General features: G+C 59.5%; 1 protein-coding gene. It reads left to right on the plus strand.

The features are described 5' to 3' along the window. Positions 1 to 390, plus strand: a 390-nt coding sequence (locus EEB11_RS19350; protein WP_135434221.1) for an IS6 family transposase, incomplete at both ends; no start/stop codon positions are given.

Genomic DNA, 390 nt, shown 5'->3' on the forward strand with positions numbered 1-390 from the left:
TCTGCTGCACGAGCGGGGGATCGAGATCAGCCATGAGACGGTGCGGTACTGGTGGAACCGGTTCGGCCCTATGTTCGCCGCCGAAATACGACGAAGACGGGTCGACAGAATGCGCGCTTGCCGACACTGGCGTTGGCACTTGGACGAGGTCTACGTGAAGATCAACGGTGCCACGCATTATCTCTGGCGGGCGGTTGACCACGAGGGCGAGGTGCTTGAAAGCGTCGTCACCAAGACGCGGGATCGCAAAGCAGCACTGAAATTTCTCAGAAAATCGATGAAGCGGCACGGTCGACCCGAGACGATCGTCACCGATAAACTTCGCTCATACGGTGCCGCCTTGAAGGACCTTGGTCGAGGCGATGACCGCGAGATGGGGCGCTGGCTCAA

This window comes from Pseudotabrizicola sediminis (assembly GCF_004745575.1).
In the GTDB taxonomy this organism is placed as follows: Bacteria; Pseudomonadota; Alphaproteobacteria; order Rhodobacterales; family Rhodobacteraceae; genus Pseudotabrizicola; species Pseudotabrizicola sediminis.